The 16,038-nt window shown below is 63.7% G+C and carries 12 protein-coding genes; 6 read left to right on the forward strand and 6 right to left on the reverse strand.

From position 1 onward, the window contains the following. The first annotated feature begins 4 nt into the window (after positions 1-4). The 3 genes from leuS to holA are packed head-to-tail and all read left to right on the forward strand — an operon-like array spanning position 5 to position 4,072. Positions 5-2,524, forward strand: coding sequence for a leucine--tRNA ligase (leuS, locus tag A9D13_RS12970; protein WP_066774389.1), 2,520 nt, complete (start codon positions 5-7; stop codon positions 2,522-2,524). Continuing rightward, positions 2,524-3,027, forward strand: coding sequence for an LPS assembly lipoprotein LptE (gene lptE / locus A9D13_RS12975; RefSeq protein WP_066774391.1), 504 nt, complete (start codon positions 2,524-2,526; stop codon positions 3,025-3,027). The genes leuS and lptE overlap by 1 nt, the downstream gene beginning before the upstream one ends. Before the next feature lie 10 nt (positions 3,028-3,037). Beyond that, entirely contained in the window at positions 3,038-4,072 is a 1,035-nt protein-coding gene (gene holA / locus A9D13_RS12980; protein WP_066774393.1) for a DNA polymerase III subunit delta, read from the forward strand. Between the two features lie 4 nt (positions 4,073-4,076). On the opposite strand, the gene A9D13_RS12985 is transcribed toward holA, so the two are convergent. The 3 genes from A9D13_RS12985 to A9D13_RS12995 are packed head-to-tail and all read right to left on the reverse strand — an operon-like array spanning position 4,077 to position 5,953. After that, complete coding sequence (locus A9D13_RS12985; protein WP_066774396.1) at positions 4,077-4,649, reverse strand: LptA/OstA family protein; 573 nt, start codon at positions 4,647-4,649, stop codon at positions 4,077-4,079. 13 nt (positions 4,650-4,662) lie between these two features. After that, positions 4,663-5,307 (reverse strand): LPS export ABC transporter periplasmic protein LptC, encoded by a 645-nt coding sequence (gene lptC / locus A9D13_RS12990; RefSeq protein ID WP_066774398.1) that lies wholly within the window; start codon positions 5,305-5,307, stop codon positions 4,663-4,665. Between the two features lie 25 nt (positions 5,308-5,332). Continuing rightward, the gene (locus A9D13_RS12995) at positions 5,333-5,953 is read right to left on the reverse strand and encodes a ribonuclease D (protein WP_066774400.1); all 621 of its coding nucleotides are present in this window, start codon (positions 5,951-5,953) and stop codon (positions 5,333-5,335) included. Between the two features lie 120 nt (positions 5,954-6,073). On the opposite strand from A9D13_RS12995, the gene A9D13_RS13000 reads away from it, so the two are divergent. The 3 genes from A9D13_RS13000 to A9D13_RS13010 all read left to right on the forward strand — a co-directional run bounded on the left by A9D13_RS13000 (position 6,074) and on the right by A9D13_RS13010 (position 7,901). Further along, the gene (locus tag A9D13_RS13000; RefSeq protein WP_066774403.1) at positions 6,074-6,751 is read left to right on the forward strand and encodes a uracil-DNA glycosylase; all 678 of its coding nucleotides are present in this window, start codon (positions 6,074-6,076) and stop codon (positions 6,749-6,751) included. Continuing rightward, positions 6,745-7,257, forward strand: a complete 513-nt coding sequence (locus A9D13_RS13005; protein WP_066774405.1) for a GNAT family N-acetyltransferase — start codon at positions 6,745-6,747, stop codon at positions 7,255-7,257. The genes A9D13_RS13000 and A9D13_RS13005 overlap by 7 nt, the downstream gene beginning before the upstream one ends. Before the next feature lie 83 nt (positions 7,258-7,340). Beyond that, entirely contained in the window at positions 7,341-7,901 is a 561-nt protein-coding gene (locus A9D13_RS13010) for a hypothetical protein (protein ID WP_156522054.1), read from the forward strand. Positions 7,902-7,960: 59 nt separating this feature from the next. On the opposite strand, the gene A9D13_RS13015 is transcribed toward A9D13_RS13010, so the two are convergent. The 3 genes from A9D13_RS13015 to A9D13_RS13025 form a co-directional block, all read right to left on the reverse strand. Beyond that, a complete protein-coding gene (locus A9D13_RS13015) occupies positions 7,961-9,397 on the reverse strand; it encodes a glutamate synthase subunit beta (protein ID WP_066774410.1) in 1,437 nt (478 codons plus the stop codon). 11 nt (positions 9,398-9,408) lie between these two features. Next, on the reverse strand, positions 9,409-14,061 hold the full coding sequence (gene gltB, locus A9D13_RS13020; protein ID WP_066774412.1) for a glutamate synthase large subunit: 4,653 nt from the start codon (positions 14,059-14,061) through the stop codon (positions 9,409-9,411). A 204-nt stretch (positions 14,062-14,265) separates the two neighbouring features. After that, entirely contained in the window at positions 14,266-15,948 is a 1,683-nt protein-coding gene (locus tag A9D13_RS13025) for a hypothetical protein (RefSeq protein ID WP_156522055.1), read from the reverse strand. Between the last annotated feature and the right edge of the window lie 90 nt (positions 15,949-16,038).

Genomic DNA, 16,038 nt, shown 5'->3' on the forward strand with positions numbered 1-16,038 from the left:
GATCATGAGTGAAGAGCGTTTCGATCCGTCCATAGCCGACGGCCGCTGGCAGCGTGCCTGGGACGAGGCCGGTGTCTTCCGCGCCGATTCCGCGTCGACAAAGCCCAAGAGCTATGTGCTCGAGATGTTTCCCTATCCTTCGGGACGCATCCATATCGGCCATGTGCGCAATTACACGATGGGCGACGTGCTGGCGCGCTTCAAGGCGATGACCGGGCACGAAGTGCTGCACCCGATGGGCTGGGACGCATTCGGCATGCCAGCCGAAAACGCCGCCATGGAAAAGGGCGTGCACCCCGGCGGCTGGACCCGCGACAATATCGCCAACATGAAGGCGCAGTTGCAGCGCCTCGGCTTTGCGCTGGACTGGAGCCGCGAATTCGCGACCTGCGATCCCGAATATTACGGGCAGGAACAGGCGCTTTTCCTGAAGCTTTACGAAAACGGTCTGGTCTATCGCAAGGAATCGGCGGTGAACTGGGACCCGGTCGACATGACCGTGCTGGCCAATGAACAGGTCATCGACGGGCGCGGCTGGCGTTCGGGCGCTTTGGTCGAGAAGCGCAAATTGTCGCAGTGGTTCCTCAAGATCACCGACTTCGCCGACGAGTTGCTCGAGGGTCTGGAGAGCCTCGACAAATGGCCCGACAAGGTGAAGCTGATGCAGGAAAACTGGATCGGCAAGAGCCGGGGCATGGAGTTCGCCTTCACCCTGTCGGATGGCGAAACCGTGCCGGTCTATTCGACGCGCCCCGACACGATCTTTGGTGCAAGCTTCGTCGCCGTCGCAGCCGACCATCCGGTCGCGCAAGGCGTGGCCGAAGGTAATGCCGAGGTTCAGGCCTTTATCGAGAAGTGCCGCGCTGGCGGCACCACCGCGGCAGAGCTGGAAACGGCGGAAAAGCTGGGTTACGACACCGGTCTGACTGCAAAGCATCCCTTCACCGGCGCGGAGCTGCCGGTCTTCATCGCGAATTTCGTGCTGATGGATTACGGCACCGGTGCCGTCATGGGCGTACCGGGGCATGACCAGCGCGACTTCGAATTCGCGACCAAATATAACCTGCCGATCACCCGCGTTGTAGCCGCGAGCGCCGATGATGCCGACAAGCCCTTTGCAGGCGAAGCCGAGGCTGGCGACGGCATCCTCGTCAATTCCGACTTCCTCAACGGCATGTCGGTCGAGGATGCCAAGCGCGAGATCATTGCCCGCGCAGAAGCTGGCGGCTGGGGTTCGGGCAAGGTGCAGTACCGCCTGCGCGACTGGGGCGTTTCGCGCCAGCGTTACTGGGGCACGCCCATCCCGTTCATCCATTGCGACAGCTGCGGCGTGGTGCCGGTGCCTGCCGACCAGCTGCCGGTTAAGCTGCCCGAGGACGTCGATTTCAAGACACCGGGCAACCCGCTCGACCGCCACCCGACGTGGAAGCACACCAGCTGCCCCAAATGCGGCGCGGATGCGCGGCGTGAGACCGATACGCTCGACACTTTCGTCGATTCCTCGTGGTATTATATCCGCTTTGCCAGCCAGCCGGACGACAAGCCGTTCGACGCGGCAGAGGTCGCAGCATGGATGCCGGTGGGCCAGTATATCGGCGGGATCGAGCATGCGATCCTGCATCTGCTCTATGCCCGTTTCTGGACCCGCGCCCTTGCCCATTGCGGCATGATCGATGTGAAGGAGCCGTTCGCGCAGCTCTTCACGCAGGGCATGGTCACGCATGAGACCTATAGCCGCGAAGTCGGCGGTCGCACGGTCTATTACGCCCCCACCGAAGTGAAACGCAGCGCCGACGGTGCCGTGCTGGTCGATGGCGGCGATGCGGTCGACGTTGGCCGCGTGATCAAGATGTCCAAGTCGAAGAAGAACGTCGTCGACCCGGATGAGATCATTGCGCAATATGGCGCGGACGCAGTGCGCTGGTTCATGTTGTCCGACAGCCCGCCCGAACGCGACCTGCCGTGGAGCGAGGCCGGGATCGAGGGCTGCGGCCGTTTCGTGCAGCGCCTGTGGCGTCTGTTCGGCCAGTATGACGCCGCTGCCACCGGTGATGACAAGGCCGTGGCAAGGAAGCAGCACCAGACCGTTGCCGCCGTGGCCGAAGACATCGAGGCACTGTCCTTCAACAAGGCCGTCGCCCGCATCTATGAATTGACCGGCACGGTCGAAAAGGCCGCGCCCAGTGCCAGCCGCAGCGACGCAATTGCCGCGCTGATGAAGCTGGTATCGCCGATGATGCCGCATCTGGCCGAGGAAGCATGGGTAAGCGCCGGTTTCGACGGGCTGGTGGCAGAGGCTGCGTGGCCCGAAGTCGATCCCGCCCTGCTGGTGGATGATGAAGTCACCGTCGCGGTCCAGGTAAAGGGCAAGCTGCGCGACACGCTGACCGTACCCAAGGGCATGCCCAAGGACGAGCTGGAGGCGCTTGCGCTCGCCAGCGAGAAGGTGCAGCGTAACATCGAAGGGCAGACGATCCGCAAGGTCATCGTGGTGCCCGATCGTCTCGTCAACGTGGTCGTCTGATGCGCTTTTCCGCCCTGCTGCCTGCCCTGCTGATCGGCGTAGCCGCGCCGATGCTGGGCGCCTGCGCGTTGAAGCCGGTTTATGCCGGCGGCGCATCGGGCGCGGTGGCGCAGGGGCTGGCCGCGGTCGAGGTATCAGCCATCCCCGGCAAGAACGGCTGGCTGATGCGCGATGCGCTGCAGCAGCGGATGGGGCTGGCAGGTGCGGCAACGTCGCGCTATCGCCTCGACGTGGTGCTGGACGATCAGCTCAAAGGCCTTGGCCTGCTGGGTGACGATACCATCGGGCGCGAACGCCGCACCTTGCGGGCGCGATATCGGCTGGTTGATCTGGATAGCGGCGAAACCCTGCTGGATGCGACCGCGGGTTCGGATGCGGGCATTGACGTGGTGTCCAGCGAATATGCGACCATCGCGGCAGAGCAGGCGGCGCTGGAAAACCTGACCGTCGATGTCGCGGACAAGATCGTCACCAGCCTTTCGATGACCCTGCGCCAGCGCTAGGCTGCCGTAGATGAAGATCACCAATTCCAAGTTCGCGCAGACCGCTCCGCGCGCGGCGCAGAGCGTGAAGATCTTCTTTTTCTGCGGCCCTGACGAGGCAGGCGCCCATGGCGCTGCCGCGAAGATCATCGAAATGCTGCCCGACGCGGGCGAAAAGGTCGAGATCGAGGGATCGGAGCTGAAGCGCGATCCTGTCCGCCTGTCCGATGAAACCCGCTCGACCTCTCTATTCGGCGACAAGCGCCACATCGTCGTACGCGCCAATGGCGAGGAAGCGCATGACGCGCTGAAAATCCTGACCGACGCGCCCGAAGCGGAGATTGCCGAAGGCTGGCCGGTGCTGATCATCGCGACCAGCGCGACCGACAAATCCCGCACCTCCAAGCTCTTGGAAAAGCGCGACGATGCGCTGGTGGTGATGTTCTACGCGCCCGACCTGCGCTCGGTCACTGGCGAAGTGCGGCGGCTGGCCGATGCGGCGGGGCTGCGCATGGGGGCGGAACTGGCGCAAAGGATCGCGGCATCGGTGGCGCTGGATACGCGCATGGCCGCGTCGGAGGTGCAGAAACTCGCGCTTTATCTCGATGCCGACAGCCATGCCCCTCGCAGCGTTTCGGCAGAGGATCTCGACGCGATCGCGGCGGAGACCGAGGACGATTCGATGCAGGCGCTGGTCGATGCGGTCCTATCGGGCGATGCCGTGAAACTGCCGCATGAACTGGCGCGCTTTCGCCAGCAAAACATGAACCCGGTCGGCACCGTCCTCGCCATGGAGCGGCGCGTGGCACAATTGGCGCAGATCGCGGCGCGCATCACGCCGGGTGAGGATATCGGCAATGCGGTCAGCAACGATCCGCGAATCTTCTTCCGCGACCGGCCCGCCATCGCGCGGCAATTGTCGCAGTGGCATGGCCCTCGCCTTGCCCGCCTGGCCGAGAAACTGATGAACCTGCACCGCGCGCTGCTGGCCGACAGCCAGGCCGCGCCGCTGTTGTTCGCGGCAGGCTGCACGGAAATCGCCCGCGCCGCTGCGGCGCGGCGCTGACCCCTTACTCGCTCGGTACCGAGAAGCTGCCCGATACGCGGCCGCGGTTGTCGGTCGTGGTGCCATCACCGCCGGTCGCTGCCGAACTGCCCGCGCTCTGCCCGTCGACGCTGGACACGCCGGTCTTGAGGTCGATGATCAGCCGCCCGCCATTCAGCGTGTCGGTCCCGCGCTTGAGCGCGACATCGCCAACCAGCGTGATGATGCGGCGGTTGAAGTCATATACGCCGACATTGCCGCGCGCGCTTTCATTGCCGCGCGTGACGCGCACGCCGCCGGTCGCGGTAATGCGCTGGATCCGCAAGGCATCGGTGTTGGTGTAATTGACCACGGTGCGGCCAGCGGCCAGCCGCAGATCGCCCTGGTTCACCACCACGTTCCCTGACAGTACCACCCGGTCGGCGCGGTCCTGCAGCTCGATCCGGTCAGCCGCGTAATCGACCGGCTGGTTGGAATTAAAGCCTGCGATGGTCTGCGCCGAAATGCTCTGCGTGCCCAGCAATGCCGCCGCGCCAAGGGCGAGGCCGATCGCGCTGCGCGTCGCAATGGTGCGGATGGAGAAAGAAGTGTCGGTCATGGCATCCTTCGTATCAGGGCGTCTTCAGAGCCCCCGGCTCCATGCGCAGGCGCGCATCGCCGATAAGCGAAACCGTGCGCTCCTGCAAATCGGCCTCCAGACGGTCAGCGCTGAACGTGCCTGAAGGGATGCGCCCTTCGACGCGGCCTTCGCCCACCAGCTTGCGTTCGTCCAGCAGCACGGAAACATTGCGCGCGATCATGCGATAGCCGTCGGCGGCGGTGAAATTGACCGCACCGGGGAAATCCACCGTGTCCTGTGAATAATCGTAAGTGCCTTCCTGCGCGGTCAGCACCGCGGGGCCCTCTGCCAGCAATATGCGCGCGGTCAGGTCGTTCATCTCGACCTTCTCCACCTCGCTCGACCGCTGGATGGCGCTGCCCGCCTGCACCGAGAACGGGCGCCCCTCGTCATCGGCGCCGCGATACATCGCATTGTCGACCGTCATGCGGTTTTCAGTGAGATCGACCTCGTTCCGGTCGAGCAGGAAGCTCACCTCTCCGCCGGTCGAAAGCGGTGCAAGGATCATCAGCGCCACAAGCACCCCGATGCCGATCGGCAGCGCGATCAGCAACACGTGGATCAGCCGGTCATGCGTACCACCGGGCGTCGCCTGCTCGCGGCGCTTGTGTCTGACGATGGTGGCTTCGACGCTCATGATGGTTGACTAACGGCCCGAAGCTTTACGCCTCGTGGCTGAAAATATCCTTGTCGTCCCAGCCCTCGATATCGAGCAAGGCGCGGGTGGGAAGGAAATCGAAGCATGCCTGGGCAATCCCGGTGCGATGTTCGCGTTCCAGCCGCCCCCGGAAAACCTCGACCATGGCGTGCAGGTAACGCACGTCGCTCGCCGCATATTCGCGCTGCGGATCGGTCAGTTCGGGCGCGCCCCAGTCGCTGGATTGCTGCTGCTTGGAAATGTCCTTGCCCAGCAATTCGGAGACGAGGTTCTTCAATCCATGCCGGTCGGTATAGGTACGCGTCAGCTTCGATGCGATCTTAGTGCAGAAGACAGGCGCTGCCATCACGCCCAGGTAATACTGGATCGCAGCCAGGTCGAAGCGGGCGAAATGATAATATTTCTCACGCGTCGGATCGGCCAGCACGGCGCACAGGTTCGGCGCGTCATATTCGCTTTCGGGGCCAAAGCGGACGAGATGCTCGTCCCCCTGCCCGTCACTGATCTGGACGACGCAAAGCCGGTCGCGGCGCGTGATCAGCCCCATGGTTTCGGTGTCGACGGCAACGGGCCCGGGCGCGAGCACGCCTTCGGGCAGGTCTTCCTCGTGGAAATAGACAGTCATGCTTGGCTCCTTACGAGAAGGCGCGCGTTTGGGGAAGAGGCTGCGGTGCTGCCATGAGACCGTGGACAGCAGCATTTTTGCCGCTGGCAGCGGCAAGCCGCTGTCGCTAGCCCTTCGCCCATGCATGATTCCATTCCCGCCAGCTGGTCCCCGGTGCTCTCTCCCGTTCTCGATTCCCCAGAGGCGCGCCAGCTTGGCGGCTGGATCCGCGCGCAGGAAGATGGAGGAGCCGAAGTCTATCCCCCGCGCGGCATGCGACTGGCGGCGCTGGAGCTGACCCCGCTGGATGAGGTGAAGGTCGTGATCCTGGGGCAGGACCCGTATCACGGTCCGGGGCAGGCGCACGGGCTGTCGTTTTCGGTGCCAGATGGGGTGAAGACCCCGCCTTCCCTGCGTAACATCTTTAAAGAGCTCTCCAGCGATCTGGGCGTATCGCCGCCGCCGCATGGCGATCTGTCGCGCTGGGCGCGGCAGGGGGTGCTGCTGCTCAATAATTCGCTGACGGTCGAGGCGGGCAAGGCCGGTTCGCATGCGGGCAAGGGCTGGGACGCGATCACCGATGCCTGCGTCGCGGCCGTCGCCGCGCGGCCCGAACCCACCGTTTTCATCCTGTGGGGCACCCATGCGCAGGCAAAGGCGAAGCGCATTCCCGAACTATCGGGCCAAAGCCGCCATCTGATCATCGCCAGCCCGCATCCCAGCCCGCTGTCGGCCCATCGCGGCTTTTTCGGCTCGCGCCCTTTCAGCCAGACCAATGACTTTCTGAAGGCGCATGGCCGTAAGCCGATCGCATGGTAGCGCGCGTCAAAGTCGCACCGGTCACGCTGGATGATGGCGATCTTGTCCGGCGCAATGCCGCGAACCGTAATTACCACGCGCCATGGTCCGCACCTTTTGTCGATAGCGATGGGTTCGCCGCGTTTCATGCCGCGATGCAGGCACCGGAAAACTGCGCGCTGGTCGCGCGGCATAGTGCCGACGGGTCAGCCATTGGCGTGATCAGTTTCACCCGGATCGCGCGCGGCAATTTCCTGTCGGCCTATTGCGGCTATTACGGTTACGCCGAAACCGCAGGACAGGGATTGATGCGTGAGGCGCTGGCTCTTGCGCTGGGTCATGCGTTCGGACCGCTGGCGCTGCACCGGGTTGAGGCGAATATCCAGCCCGGCAATATGCGCTCCATTCGTCTGGTCAGCTCCCTCGGCTTCAGGCGGGAGGGCTTCTCGCCCGCTTATCTGCGGATCGGCGGAGAATGGCGCGATCATGAACGCTGGGCTTTGTTGACGGGCGAATTGCGGGGCTAAAGCGCCTACCCCTTTCGAGGAAGGTGTTGCGCAGAAGGAGCCCCGCCTCGCCGCAGGCCGGGCCTGCCACTATGTTGAGCGCGATGAAGAAAATGCCGGCCTTTGGAGAACCGAGGCTGGATGCGGATCTTGCGAGCATCATCGCCGCATCCGAAGCTGCGGGAAAGCCCAAGCGCGCGATCACGACGCCCTATCAAAAGCGCGTGGTTGTCGTGGCTGCCGTGCTTGCCATCTGCGCGATCGGCCTGGCCGAATGGCTGTCGGAACCGGCCCCGGCAGAACCGCAAATCGCGGCGCGTGAACCTTACATGCCTACCCCCTTGCCCGGAAACGCATCCCCGCTTGCGCTGCTGGAAGAGCCGCAGTCTGCCGAAGGCGCAGTGACCGCGACGTCCCCGCGGCAGGCACGGCCGGTACAAAAAATTGCACCGCGACCCAGCGCAAAGACAATCTGGTACGATCAGGAAACGGCAGCGGATGACGCCTTTGGCAAGGCTTCGGCACAACAGGCATCCGCAGGCCATGGGTCGCGCCCCAAGGCAACGACCGTGTTCTTCGACGATGACGGATCACCGCAGGCCCGCACAGGAAAGCAGGGCCAGACGGAAAAAGAGCCCGCCACTCTCGCCCTCGGGACGGAGTAGCAGGCTCTCTTGTCGGCTGACCGAAACGCGGGCGTTCCGGTCAGCGATCCATCACCAGATCAGCGCGGCAGTTCCGTCACGCCCATCAGCGCCTCATCCACTGCACGTGCGCACTGACGACCTTCGCGGATGGCCCAGACGACCAGGCTCTGGCCCCGGCGCATGTCGCCACAGGCCCAGATCTTGTCTTCGCTGGTCTGGTACTTGATCGTGTCGGCCAGGACATTGCCGCGCGCGTCATATTCGACGCCGGCCTGATCCAGCATACCGGTCTTGCGCGGGCCGACAAAACCCATGGCAAGCAGGATGAGATCGGCCTTGAGCGTGAATTCGCTGCCGGGCACTTCCTTCATCTCGCGACCTTCCCACTCGAGGCGGACGCATTCGAGGCCGGTCACGCGGCCATTCTCGCTCACCACGCGCTTGGTCAGGATTGCCCAGTCGCGGTCCACGCCTTCTTCGTGACTGGAAGAAGTGCGCAGCTTCAGCGGCCAGTTGGGCCACGTCATCTGCTTGTCTTCCTTTTCCGGAGGCTTGGGCATGATCTCGATCTGGGTCACGCTGGCCGCGCCCTGGCGGTTCGAGGTGCCGACGCAGTCGGAACCCGTGTCGCCGCCACCGATCACGATGACATGCTTGTCGGTCGCGGTGAGCGTGCCGCGCGGAGCGGCGCGCTCCTCGCTATCGCCTGCATTGCGCTTGTTCTGCTGGGTCAGGAATTCCATGGCGAGGCGGACACCCGACAGTTCCGAACCCGGAATGCCCAGCGTACGCGCATCTTCCGCGCCGCCCGACAATACCACCGCGTCGAAGTTTTCCTTCAGCGTCTTCATCGAGATGTCGACACCGACCTCGGTGCTGGTACGCAGGGAAACGCCCTCTGCCTCCATCTGCGCCGCGCGGCGGTTGATGAGGTGCTTTTCCATCTTGAAGTCGGGGATGCCATAGCGAAGCAATCCGCCGATGCGGTCGTTCTTTTCGAAAAGCGTGACCGAGTGGCCGGCACGCGCCAGCTGCTGCGCGCAGGCCATACCCGCCGGGCCCGACCCGACGACCGCGATCATCTTGCCGGTCTTCTTTTCAGGCGGCTGAGGAACGATCCAGCCTTCCTTCCACCCCTTGTCGACGATCGCGCATTCGATCGACTTGATGGTGACCGGCTGGTCCACGATGTTCAAAGTGCAGCTCGCCTCGCAAGGAGCGGGGCAGACGCGGCCCGTGAACTCGGGGAAATTATTGGTGGAGTGCAGGTTGACCAGCGCCTCCTTCCAGTTCCCCTCGTAAACAAGGTGGTTCCAGTCCGGGATGATGTTGTTCACCGGACAGCCGTTGTGACAATAGGGGATGCCGCAGTTCATGCAGCGGCTCGCCTGCCCCTGCAGCGCCTGCGGATCGTGAGGGATCACGAATTCCTTGTAGTGCTGCAGACGCTCGGTCGGAGCTTCGTAAGTGCGATCCTGGCGGTCGAGTTCCAGGAAGCCGGTTTCCTTGCCCATGTGTGCCTCCCTTATTCCGCTGCCACCGATTCGGCTTCAAGCCGCTCGGCTTCCATGGCCTTCAATGCGTTTTCATAGTCGCGCGGCATGATCTTGACGAACTTCGTCACGGCATTGTCGAAATCGTCGAGCAATGCCTTCGCACGGCTGGAGCCGGTGTGGAGCACATGGCGTTCCAACAGCACCTTGATGCGCGCCGAATCGTAATAGAGCGGGTCGCCCATGCCGAAATCCTCGACCGAATGGCCGCGCTGTTCGGGGCGCTGGCCATGCGGCACGTCTTCGTCGGTCAGTTCGACTTCGCGCAGTTCCACCATTTCGGTGTTGCAACGCTTCGCGAACAATCCATCCTCGTCATAGACATAGGCGATGCCGCCCGACATGCCGGCCGCGAAGTTGCGGCCCGTGGGGCCAAGCACCATCACGACACCGCCGGTCATATATTCGCAGCCATGGTCGCCGGTGCCTTCGACAACCGCGATCGCGCCCGAGTTGCGGACAGCGAAACGTTCGCCGCCGACACCGTTGAAGAACGCCTCACCCGCAATCGCGCCATAGAGCACGGTATTGCCGACGATGATGTTGTTCGTGGGATCGCGGTCCATGCCATCGGGCTGCCTCACGATCACGCGGCCGCCCGACAGGCCCTTGCCGACATAGTCGTTGGCATCGCCGGTCAGCTCCAGCGTTACGCCATGCGCCAGCCATGCGGCAAAGCTCTGCCCCGCGACACCGGTGAAGTTCACGCGGATCGTGTTGTCCGGCAGGCCCGAGTGGCCATAACGCTTGGCGACCTCGCCCGAGAGCATGGTGCCCGCGGTACGATTGACGTTCTTGATCGTGCGGTCGAGCATGACGCTCTCGCCCTTCTCCAGCGCGGGAGCGGCAGCCCTGATCAGCTCCATGTCCATCGCGCCTTCAAGGCCGTGGTCCTGGATCTCGGTCTGGAACAGCTCATGGCCCGCAGCCGGCTTCACCTGGTGGAGCAGCTTCGACAGATCGATGCCATGCGCCTTCCAGTGCGAAACCGCGCGCTTCATGTCGATCCGGTCGACGCGGCCAACCATCTCGTTCAGCGTCTTGAAGCCCATCTCGGCCATGATCTTGCGCAGCTCTTCAGCGACGAAGAAGAAGTAGTTGACCACGTGCTCGGGCAGGCCGGTAAAGCGCTTGCGCAGCTCAGGGTTCTGCGTCGCCACGCCCACCGGACAGGTGTTGAGGTGGCACTTCCTCATCATGATGCAGCCAGCCGCGATCAGCGGAGCGGTAGCGAAGCCGAACTCGTCCGCGCCCAGCAGCGCGCCGATGGCGACATCTCGGCCGGTGCGCAGGCCGCCATCGACCTGCACCGCGATACGCGCACGCAGATCGTTGAGCAGCAGCGTCTGCTGCGTTTCAGCCAGACCGATTTCCCACGGGGAACCCGCATGCGTCAGCGAAGTCAGCGGGGACGCGCCCGTGCCGCCTTCGTAGCCGGAGATCGTGACATGATCGGCACGCGCCTTCGACACGCCCGCAGCCACGGTGCCAACGCCCACTTCGGACACCAGCTTGACCGACACGCGCGAGGTCGGATTGACGTTCTTCAGATCGTGGATCAGCTGGGCCAGATCCTCGATCGAATAGATGTCATGGTGCGGCGGCGGCGAAATCAGGCCCACGCCCGGCGTCGAATGGCGGGTCTTGCCAATGGTCTTGTCGACCTTGTGACCCGGCAGCTGGCCGCCTTCGCCGGGCTTTGCGCCCTGCGCCATCTTGATCTGGATGTCGTCGGCATTGACCAGATATTCGGTGGTCACGCCGAAACGGCCCGATGCGACCTGCTTGATCGCCGAACGCATCGAATCGCCATTGTCGAGCGGGGTGAAGCGCTTCGGATCCTCGCCGCCCTCACCGGTGTTCGACTTGCCGCCGATCCGGTTCATGGCCATGGCCAGCGTCGTATGCGCTTCCCAGCTGATCGAGCCATAGCTCATCGCGCCGGTGGCGAAACGCTTGACGATGCTCTCGGCGCTTTCGACTTCGCTGAGGTCGAGCGGGGTGTCCGCCTTCTTCAGCTCCATCAGGCCGCGGATCGTCAGCAGGCGCTCGGACTGCTCGTTGATCGACTTCGCGAACTCTTCATAATTCGCATAATCGTTGCCGCGCACGGCGTGCTGCAGGTTCGCGATGTTCGACGGGGTCCATGCATGGTCCTCGCCGCGCACGCGATACTGGTAGATACCGCCGACATCGAGCATCTTCCTATGCACCTCGTCCTCGCCATAGGCGGTTTCGTGGCGGCGCACGGTTTCTTCGGCGATTTCGGCCAGGCCAACGCCTTCGATCGTGGTGGCGGTCCGGGTGAAATACTTGTCTACGAAAGCGGTCGACAGGCCGACCGCATCGAAGATCTGCGCCCCGCAATAGGACTGGTAGGTCGAGATGCCCATCTTGGACATGACCTTGCGGATGCCCTTACCGATCGCCTTGATGTAATTGTATTCCACATCCTCGGCAGAGAGCGGCGCCTCGCGCTTCACGCGGATGTTCTCCAGCGTCTCGAAGGCGAGATAGGGGTTGATGGCTTCGGCGCCATAACCGGCCAGCACGCAGAAGTGATGCACTTCGCGCGCTTCGCCCGTCTCGATGACCAGGCCGGTCTGCATCCTGAGGCCCTGACGGACGAGATGCTGATGTACGGCAGCCGTTGCCAGCAGCGCCGGCATGGCGATGCGGTCCGGCCCCTGCGCGCGGTCGGACAGGATGAGGATGTTCTTGTCCTCAAGCACCGCCTCGGTCGCGGCCCAGCACATTTCCTTGATCGCCATCTCGAGGCCTTCGGCCCCGGTGCTGGCCTCCCAGGTGATGTCGATGGTGCCGGTGCGGAACGCGCCGTCGAGGCCCGCTTCGACCGAGCGGATCTTCACGAGATCCGTATTGGTCAGGATCGGCTGGCTGATTTCCAGACGCTTATGCGTGCCGGCATCGCGGCCTAAGAGGTTCGGGCGCGGACCGATCATCGACAGCAGGCTCATGACCAGCTCTTCACGGATCGGGTCGATCGGCGGATTGGTCACCTGCGCGAAGTTCTGCTTGAAATAGTCGTAGAGCAGACGCGAACGCTTGGACAGAACGGCGATCGGCGTGTCGGTGCCCATCGAACCGATCGGATCGTCCCCGTTATAAAGCATCGGCTCGAGGAACTTCGACACGTCTTCCTGCGTGTAGCCAAAGGCCTGCTGGCGGCGCAGGAACAGCTCGCTGTCAGCGGTCGGGTCGACCGGCACGTCGTCGGCTTCGATCTCGACGATGTCGAGGTCTTCCAGCTTGTACTGCGCCTCGTTCAGCCACTTCGCATAAGGATGCGCATTGGCGAGCTCGGTCTTGATTTCTTCGTCCTCGACGATGCGGCCCTGCTCAAGGTCGATGACCAGCATCTTGCCGGGCTGCAGGCGCCACTTCCTCGTGATGTCCTCTTCGGCAAACGGCAGCACGCCGCTTTCGGACGCGAGGCAGACGAGATCGTCCTTGGTCACGCAATAGCGCGCCGGGCGCAGGCCGTTGCGGTCAAGCGTGGCGGCGATCTGGCGGCCATCGGTGAACGCGACCGAAGCGGGACCGTCCCAGGGCTCCATCAGCGCAGCGTGATATTCGTAGAACGCGCGGCGGGCCGGATCCATTTCATGGTTCTTCGCCCATGCCTCGGGGATCAGCATCATCATCGCATGGGCAAGGCTGTAGCCACCGGCCAGCAGCAATTCCAACGCGTTATCGAGGCAAGCGGTATCCGACTGGCCGTGCGGGATGATCGGCCACATCTTGTCGAGATCGGTACCGAGCAGCGGCGATTCCATCGTGCGGCGACGCGCCGCCATCCAGTTCACATTGCCGCGAACCGTGTTGATCTCACCGTTATGGGCGATCAGGCGGAACGGCTGCGCCAGCTTCCAGCTGGGGAATGTGTTGGTGCTGAACCGCTGGTGCACCAGCGCCAGCGCCGAGGCGCAATCGGGATCGCGCAGATCGTCGTAGAAGCTGCCGACCTGATTGGCGAGCAGCAGCCCCTTGTAGACGATGGTGCGGCTCGAAAAGCTCGGCATGTAAAGTTCGGTCAGCCCCGGCAGCCCGTGCTTTTCAGCCAGCTTGGCGAGCGGGTTCTGCGTCTGCTTGCGGATCGAAAGGAGCTTGCGTTCGAACGCGTCCTGATCGGCGCAATTGCCGCCGCGCGCGATGACCGCCTGGCGGATCACCGGCATCTGTTCGAGCACGGTCTTGCCCAGACCATCGAGAGTGGTCGGCACTTCGCGCCAGCCGATCAGCTGCTGGCCTTCCTTGCCGATGAACTTTTCAAACTGCGCGACGACGAAATCGCGCGAAGGTTCGTCCTGCGGCAGGAAGCACATGGCAACGGCGTAATCGCCGGCGGGCGGCAGCGTCTTGCCTTCGCCTTCCGCCCACTTCCTCAAGAGGGCGTCGGGCATCTGGATCAGGATACCTGCGCCGTCACCCAGCAACGGGTCTGCGCCCACCGCACCGCGGTGGTCGAGGTTTTCCAGAATGGTAAGGCCCTGCTGAATAATCGCGTTCGATTTTTCGCCTTTGATATGTGCGACGAAACCTACACCACAATTATCGTGCTCATTGCGCGAGTCGTAGAGGCCTTGAACCGGCGGAAAACCCATTTTCACCTATCCTGTCGGGGCCCGGGCACCATTACCCGGAATATACGCGCGAATCATCCCGCCGGGTTGGCGTGGATATTGCGCTCCGAACCCCCATGACGACACGAAGTGATTTTTGCAACTGCACTCTGGGCAATCAAAGCAAAACAGGGGGCGGCCACCCCATGGCGACCACCCCCCGCGCGACGAACTGTTTTCCTTTTATCAGAACCGCTTGAGCCCTTCCAGAGCCTCCCTCAGACGGAAGTCCTGCGGACCTGCCCCTTTGGGAATTCCGCCCATGTCGCGGTCCACGTCGAGCAGAGGGCTATGCGAAAGATTCGCTTCGCCAAGGCGATGCGATGGCTGTTTCGGGCGCGGCTTGTGCGTCTTGCCAAGTCCGATCGCCATGAGCGAGCCGTAGCCCGCGCCATCATCGTCGGCATCCTCGTCCTCGTCTCCGTCACCTGCGAACCAGTCTTCGTCGGCGCCGCCGGTAAGACCCGGTGCGAAACGCGGCGCGCTGACCCCGTCGTGGCCCTTGTAGCTGCCTTCGCCATGCAGCGAGACGACCTGGGGTTCCGGCTGAGGCTCGGGCTCATAATGGGGCTCCGCCTGATATTGCGGAGGCTGATGATGACGCTCTTCGACAAACGGCGCCTGCGGGGCCCCCTCTTCCGGTTCGATCCCGCGAGCGAACACCGGCATGTCGCCATCGCTCTGATCCGCAGCCAAGGGAGCTTCCGGTTGCGCGAAATCCTCGCTCACATCCGGAACAGCGGGCTGATTAGGCCCAAGTTCGGGCACGGGCGGATTGAATGCAGCCCATTCCTCCTCATGCGCTGCCTCATCGAACGCGGAAGGCCCATCCATTGCCGGCACATCTATGGACATAGGCGCATGACCCGCTGCGAAATCGGGGTCTTGATCCGTCGATAGCTCGGCCTCATCGAACGACGAAGCGGGAGCGGCAGCAGACGGACGGCTCACCTGCCCCCAGCCCTGCTCTTCCAGCGTCGGCGGCATCGGGATGCCCTCGGGCCACGCCTCTTCGGCCGCGGCAGGCGTTTTATCGTCTTGTGCCGCAGCTTCTGGCTGCATGGCCTGCGCTGCGGGGCGCTGCGCGTGGCTCCAGTCCTGCTCCTCCACCATTGGCTGCGCGGAGCCACCGGCTGACCATTGCGGGTCTTCGGCGGCTGGCTCCGCCGTCCCCTGGTCGAAGGCGGCGAATTCGTTTTCTTCCGGCGAGGGATCGCGGAATGCAGGCTGCGCGGGCGCAGCATCCTGTGGGGCGGGCTTCGACCATTCGTCCTCGCCCCAGCCGTCCGCGTCCCAATCATCGCCCCAATCGCCCGTGCCGGAACGCGGCTCATCGACGGTGCGGGCTGCGGCGAATCGCTTCAGGTCCTCGTCATCCTCGCCCAACCCGAAATCGATATGCGATTCGACATCGGCATAGACGCCGGTGTTGGGGATGCGGTCGAAGCTGATCTCGTCTTCGGGCGGTGCCGGCGGGATGTTGGAAAGATCGTGCTTGGGCAGCCGCTGGCCCGGCGGCGGAGCCGAAAGGCGATCCAGCGGCGAGCGCGCCGATGTGTCCCGCCCCTGCCCGTCGCCGAGATGGCGGCGCAGGCGCGGGACGGAGGCAGCGGCCTCTTCACGCGTACCCACAGGGTCGCGGTTGCCATTGGGCAAAAGCCCCGCGACCACCGAGCCGAACAGCAGGCCGAACAATGCGCCGATCGCATACAGGCCGATCATCTCATTTGTCGGCGTCAGCCATGCGGCATCGGCAATGCCGAGCCTTTCCAGAAGCGGCGCGTAAACCTCGGCGGGCATGCGGCCCAGCGTAAACGCGCCAGCCGCCGCGCCGCCGGCGCGCAATGCGAATGCAATAATGCGAGTCATCCCGTTCATTCTTCCAATTTACGCCCTAGCGCGCGAAGGCATCTTAAACGGGAGTGGTAAACGGCAGGATAATTCCAAATCCGAAGAACC

The sequence above is a fragment of the Croceicoccus mobilis genome (assembly GCF_001661965.1).
Taxonomy (GTDB): domain Bacteria; phylum Pseudomonadota; class Alphaproteobacteria; order Sphingomonadales; family Sphingomonadaceae; genus Croceicoccus; species Croceicoccus mobilis.

Bases quoted from the DNA above. Each gene is read 5' to 3' on its own strand.
- leuS (WP_066774389.1), top strand. From the start codon at position 5: ATGAGTGAAGAGCGTTTCGATCCGTCCATAGCCGACGGCCGCTGGCAG.
- A9D13_RS13005 (WP_066774405.1), top strand. From the start codon at position 6,745: ATGGTAGCGCGCGTCAAAGTCGCACCGGTCACGCTGGATGATGGCGAT.
- holA (WP_066774393.1), top strand. From the start codon at position 3,038: ATGAAGATCACCAATTCCAAGTTCGCGCAGACCGCTCCGCGCGCGGCG.
- lptE (WP_066774391.1), top strand. From the start codon at position 2,524: ATGCGCTTTTCCGCCCTGCTGCCTGCCCTGCTGATCGGCGTAGCCGCG.
- A9D13_RS13025 (WP_156522055.1), bottom strand. From the start codon at position 15,948: ATGACTCGCATTATTGCATTCGCATTGCGCGCCGGCGGCGCGGCGGCT.
- lptC (WP_066774398.1), bottom strand. From the start codon at position 5,307: ATGAGCGTCGAAGCCACCATCGTCAGACACAAGCGCCGCGAGCAGGCG.
- A9D13_RS13000 (WP_066774403.1), top strand. From the start codon at position 6,074: ATGCATGATTCCATTCCCGCCAGCTGGTCCCCGGTGCTCTCTCCCGTT.
- A9D13_RS12985 (WP_066774396.1), bottom strand. From the start codon at position 4,649: ATGACCGACACTTCTTTCTCCATCCGCACCATTGCGACGCGCAGCGCG.
- A9D13_RS12995 (WP_066774400.1), bottom strand. From the start codon at position 5,953: ATGACTGTCTATTTCCACGAGGAAGACCTGCCCGAAGGCGTGCTCGCG.
- A9D13_RS13015 (WP_066774410.1), bottom strand. From the start codon at position 9,397: ATGGGCAAGGAAACCGGCTTCCTGGAACTCGACCGCCAGGATCGCACT.
- gltB (WP_066774412.1), bottom strand. From the start codon at position 14,061: ATGGGTTTTCCGCCGGTTCAAGGCCTCTACGACTCGCGCAATGAGCAC.
- A9D13_RS13010 (WP_156522054.1), top strand. From the start codon at position 7,341: ATGAAGAAAATGCCGGCCTTTGGAGAACCGAGGCTGGATGCGGATCTT.